Raw genomic sequence first — 4992 nt, forward strand, 5'->3', positions numbered from 1 at the left:
GCCACGGGCACGGGCCTCGTCCGGGTTGACCAGTTTCACCTCACCCCGGCCCTGAAGGACGCGATCGTCGACTACTACCAGGTGGATCCCGAGGGTGCCAGCGACCATTCCGGCATCGTGACCGTGCTCGACACCGACCGCATCGACACATCACAGATACGGCCTTTCACCTGAACACGAACATCCAGGCCCACCCTGCGTCGGCGGCGTGCTCATCGTGGGCCTGGCCATCAAGAACGCACGGCCCGTCGGCCGTGATGTGCCGCCCCCCGCTCAAGGGTGAGCGGGATGGTCCGACTTTCGGCGTGTGCTCGCCACGGTAGGAGCCCGTGGCTGGAACCCGGCGAGCCGCGATGTCACAAGGAGAACGGCCCATGATCAGATGCATCGCCTTCGATTTCGGCGGAACGCTGGCCCCGAGGCACTCCAAAGCCGTAGACCCGGATGCGATCGTCGTCCTGAGCTTGCTTCGCTCCCGTGGCTATCGGCTGGTGCTGGCCAGCAACACTCAGCCCCACCGGGATCGTCGTGCGGCCCTTGTGCAGGCCGGGGTCGATGGGTTATTCGCCGAACTCATCCAGTCGCATCAATTAGGGTTCGCCAAACCTCAGCCGCAGTTTTACAAGGCCGTGGAAGAGGCTGCCACCGTGGACAGCCCGGGCCAGATCCTTTTCGTGGGAAACAACATCACCAAGGACGTCGCCAAGCCCCTCGAATACGGGATGCGCGCCGTACTGATCCGATCTGAACCGCTGGCGCCTTGCGAGCGACTTCCCGCCGGAGCGCTGCTGATCTCAACTGTGCATGAACTGCCCGGACTGCTGGACCATTTGGAGACCGGATGCTGATCGCCTCGTGGAACCTGCGGAACGGCGGAATCGATGCCGGTAACGCCAGCCGACTGACCCGCCAACTCGGCCTCCTGGCCGGCCTGGAGGCCGACGTCATCCTGATCCAGGAGGCCAAGCACTGGCTGCTCAATGGCGCCCAGGGCCTGCACCTGGCCGAGCGAGCGCTGGACATGCGCGGGTATGTGGCCCGGGCCGCCCGACATGACTGCCACCTGGTGGTGCTCATCCGCCCTGGCCGCGGCCTGGAGGTGCTGCGGGAACGTCATGAACGGCACCCGCCGTTCTGGCATGCCCAGGCGCGAGTTGAATGCCGCATGGCAGCCATCGGCCACCCGCTGATACTGGCCTCGGCGCACTTCGCGCCGTTCAACCCAGCCATCCGGGAGGAGGAGGCGCGTGCCAGCAGTGATTTGGCGAAAGGCTGGGCGGTGCTGGGCGGTGACTTCAATGACCCCGGCCTGGGTGACCCCGCCGTGGACTGGCGAGCACTGCCGGGATACAAGCAGGTGAGGCACGGCCCAGACGACCGGGCCGCCGCCCGCTCGCTGCACCAGGCCGGATTCGTGGACGTCGCCGGCTTCTTATCCGATCAGCGGAATGTTCCGGGCTTGCGCGGCCCCACCGCGGGGTTCGGGCAGGATTCGACTCCCATCCGCTGCGACCGCATATACGTCTCAAAGCCACTGGTACCGGCTATTACCGACTATCGCATGGTCGAACAAGACGATTCCGATCACCATCTGATAACCGCTCGCCTCGATCTGGGATAAACGCGGGCTGTCTGCAGGTGATCACCTGCTCCACACCGCTGGGACACCGCCGCCCCCGACGTCTTGGACGCCTTCGCCGCGACGGAGGTCAGCTTCTGGTCCTCGCCCGCCCGTGCCCTACCTGACCCATGGGCGTACTGGCTCAGCGCTGAGCATCGCACCGGTGAACGGGCGCTGACAGAGCGTGCGACGACATGGCCGGATCCCCACGTCCCCTGTTGTCACATATTCGCCCGCCCCGCGCTGTTCGGGTTGAGCGGGGCGGATCCGGCTGCGCTGCTCACCCACCGCCATCGAGTGAACCCAGCCGGATCGCGATGGCTGCGAGGAGTTCCTTCGCCTTGCCAGGGCCGCCGTATTAAATCGCGTATTCAAGCACGGCATCTGGTATGCCATGTATTCGGTCCATATTTTTTCGGAGCGATTTTTATGAAGGTCATTTCAATGCTTCGAGGGCGGTGTCACCTGTGACAAGCTCGGAGATCCATGACAGATGGGCACATCAGGTTGAGGCGGTCGCGGCCGTGGAAAAGGCTCTGGCCTGCGGCGGGCGTGCCACCCTGGAAATGGCGTGCGGAACGGGCAAGTCGGTCGTCGCCGCTCAAAGCGCCGGGCGTCTGGCGGCTCATGGACGCGTACTGGTCGCGGTGCCGACGCTGGAACTGATCGTCCAGATGTTAGGAGAGTTCCGGGACCATGGTGCGGTTGATCTGGGCGAGGTCGTGGGCGTCTGTTCCAGCGACGAGATACGTCACATGCCACGTGGCGTGGGTGGGATGACCCTACTTGCTCGGGTCACCACGACGGCGGCTGATTTGGCCGCATGGACTGCGGTGAAGGGCCGTGTGACGGTCCTGACCACCTACCACAGCATGCCCGTGGTCGCCGCCGCGCACGCCGACCATGCCATGCCGCCGTGGGACCTGGTGATCGCCGACGAAGCTCACCGCACCGCGGGCCGCGTCGGTGGAGCCTGGACGCGGATCCACGATGATGTCGCCATCCCCGCCGATCGCCGCCTCTACATGACGGCGACTCGCAAGATCTTCGAGGGTAAGGGCGATGTCCCGGCGTTCTCGATGGATGATGAGAAGGTCTTCGGTCCGCTGGCCCACCGGTTGCCGTTCTCCACGGCTTTCGCGCGTGACCTGATCGCGGACTACGAGATCGTGGCCGCGGCGGTGACCGACGAGCACATCAAATCACTCACCGACGATCCGGATGTGCGTCTGCAACTCGCCCGGACCGCCGTCAGCGCTCAGATCCTGGCCACGCAGATCACGGTGTTGCGTGCCGCTGCCGAGTACGGCGTCCGCCGCGCGATCACGTTCCACAACCGCGTGGCCGATGCGCGAGCATGGGCACAGACCGTCCGGCAGGCATGGGAGATCATGGCTGCCGGTCAACGGCCGCGGTCGGTCAGCGCCTACTTCGTCCACGGAGATCAACAGCCACAGGACCGCAGGACGATCCTTGAACGGCTGCGCAGAGATGTTCACCACCCTGACGAGTTGCGGATCGTGTGCAACTCCCGGGTGCTCACCGAGGGCGTCGATGCCCCGGCTGTGGATTCGGTGGTCTTGGTGGATCCCCGTACCTCGGTCATCGACATTGTTCAGATCGCCGGCCGTGCGCTCCGCCTGGATCGCCCTGGCAAGATCGCTCGGATCATCGTCCCGGTGCTCCTGGAACCGGGTGAGGACGCGGAATCGGCCATAGCGGGATCGGCCTTCGCCGAGGTATGGCAGGTACTCCGCGCCATGCGCGCCCTGGATGATCGCTTGGCGGCCGACCTGGACGCCGGGCGGCTTCGCCTGGGCAACACCCACATACTCAGCTCACAGGATGATGGCCCGGCGGCCGATGACATTCCGGCACCCGGCTGCGATGGCGGGATCCCCAAATGGCTGTCCTTCTCCGGGATCCCGGTGCCCGACGGGTTCGCCAACGCGATCGCACTGCACGCCGTGAGGTCGGCGGCATCGAGCTGGTATGAGTTCTATGGCGCCGCGAAGCAGTACTTCGAGATCAACCACGATCTGGATCTGCCGGTCAGCTACGAGGCTCCATCAGGTCTGCGTCTCGGGCAATGGGTTCGTAACCAGCGCAAAATCCGCGACAAGCTCCCGGAGGAACGGGTACGTCTTCTTGACGATATCGGAATGCTGTGGACCAAGAAGGACCTCGCGCGGCAGTGGTCCTGGGGAAAAGGGCTTGCCGCCGCCCGGGCGTTCGCCGCCGCCAGCGGAGGAATTCTGCACGATGTTCCGAGGGCTTTCGTTCACGATGGATTGTGTTTAGAGCGCTGGCTTCTCAGACAGCGCAAACAATATGGCGAGGGAAAGCTGCCGGCGGAGCTGAAGAAGTCGTTGGATGCCATCGACCCGACCTGGCACAGCAGCAACGCCCTCTGGATGGCCTACTATCAGGATGCTCGCCTATATTTTGAGAAGCATGGCGATCTGCGTGTCGGCGACACTTTCATCACCGACAATGGGCGCGACCTTGCCGGATGGCTCAAAAAACAGCGTCGAGAAAGGAGGTCGTTGAGCAGGGAGCGCCAGAATCGTCTGAACGACATAGGAATGATCTGGTCGGTTCTCGAGGACGACTGGGAGCGTGGCCTGTCAGCTGCGCGAGCCTACGCGGCCGAGCACGGCGACCTGGACGTCGTCGCGAGCTGGGTCACCGACGACGACTTCCCTCTGGGGGATTGGCTGCGCCATCGCCGGGGACGCGCGAACAGATTGCCGGCTGAGCAACGTCAAGCCTTGGAGGCGCTGGATCGCGACTGGGCCTCACGGCGAAGCAGAGGACAAAGCTGGGAAAACTACCACGCTGCAGCGGCCGCGTATGCCGAGGAGCATGGGCGCCTGCCCGCGCAGGGAAGAAGGGGTCTTCCACATCCAGAGGGTCTGGACTTCCGCCCCTGGCTACGAGAACAGCGTCAGCTGGCTCGCCGCGGCACCCTGCCCCCTGAACGCCGTGCCAAGCTGGACGCCCTGGATGCGGAATGGCTGCAGAAGCTGACACAGCAGCAAAAATGGGATTTGAACATTCACGCAGCCGCAGCCTATGCGCAGCACCATGGATCTTTGCCGTTCGGCCGCGGCGCCCCGGCCCCGAATGGGCATGACTTTCGGAACTGGCTCAACTCCCAGCGCGAGCTGGCCCGAACCGGCTCCCTTCTCAGCGCACGAAATGCCGCACTCACAGAGCTCGACCCCAACTGGTTGAACGGTCCTCCCAAAACGGTCGCCCGCGATGCCATTTCGAGTGTGAACGATCTCGTAATTGAGCAGGGGGACGCTCACGTAATTGAGCGGGTCCTGGTCTGAGTTCTGTTTTATCGCGTACTCGTCGTGCTGGGG

The 4992-nt window shown here is 64.3% G+C and carries 3 protein-coding genes; all 3 read left to right on the forward strand.

Translation table 11 applies throughout. The features are described 5' to 3' along the window. The first annotated feature begins 374 nt into the window (after nucleotides 1-374). The 3 genes from AB0M95_RS40730 (at nucleotide 375) to AB0M95_RS40740 (ending at nucleotide 4959) form a co-directional block, all read left to right on the forward strand. A complete protein-coding gene (locus AB0M95_RS40730) occupies nucleotides 375-848 on the forward strand; it encodes an HAD family hydrolase (protein ID WP_363777065.1) in 474 nt (157 codons plus the stop codon). Continuing rightward, a complete protein-coding gene (locus AB0M95_RS40735; protein WP_363777068.1) occupies nucleotides 842-1621 on the forward strand; it encodes an endonuclease/exonuclease/phosphatase family protein in 780 nt (259 codons plus the stop codon). Before AB0M95_RS40730 ends, AB0M95_RS40735 begins: the two co-directional genes overlap by 7 nt. 467 nt (nucleotides 1622-2088) lie before the next feature. Continuing rightward, nucleotides 2089-4959 carry a Helicase associated domain protein gene (locus AB0M95_RS40740; protein WP_363777071.1) on the forward strand — a complete coding sequence of 957 codons (2871 nt, stop codon included), beginning with the start codon at nucleotides 2089-2091 and terminating at the stop codon, nucleotides 4957-4959. The last annotated feature ends 33 nt before the right edge of the window (nucleotides 4960-4992 follow it).

It is taken from the genome of Sphaerisporangium sp. NPDC051017, assembly GCF_040683095.1.
Taxonomy (GTDB): Bacteria; Actinomycetota; Actinomycetes; order Streptosporangiales; family Streptosporangiaceae; genus Sphaerisporangium.

Coding starts and splice junctions, on each gene's coding strand:
- AB0M95_RS40730 (WP_363777065.1), top strand. CDS start 375: ATGATCAGATGCATCGCCTTCGATTTCGGCGGAACGCTGGCCCCGAGG.
- AB0M95_RS40735 (WP_363777068.1), top strand. CDS start 842: ATGCTGATCGCCTCGTGGAACCTGCGGAACGGCGGAATCGATGCCGGT.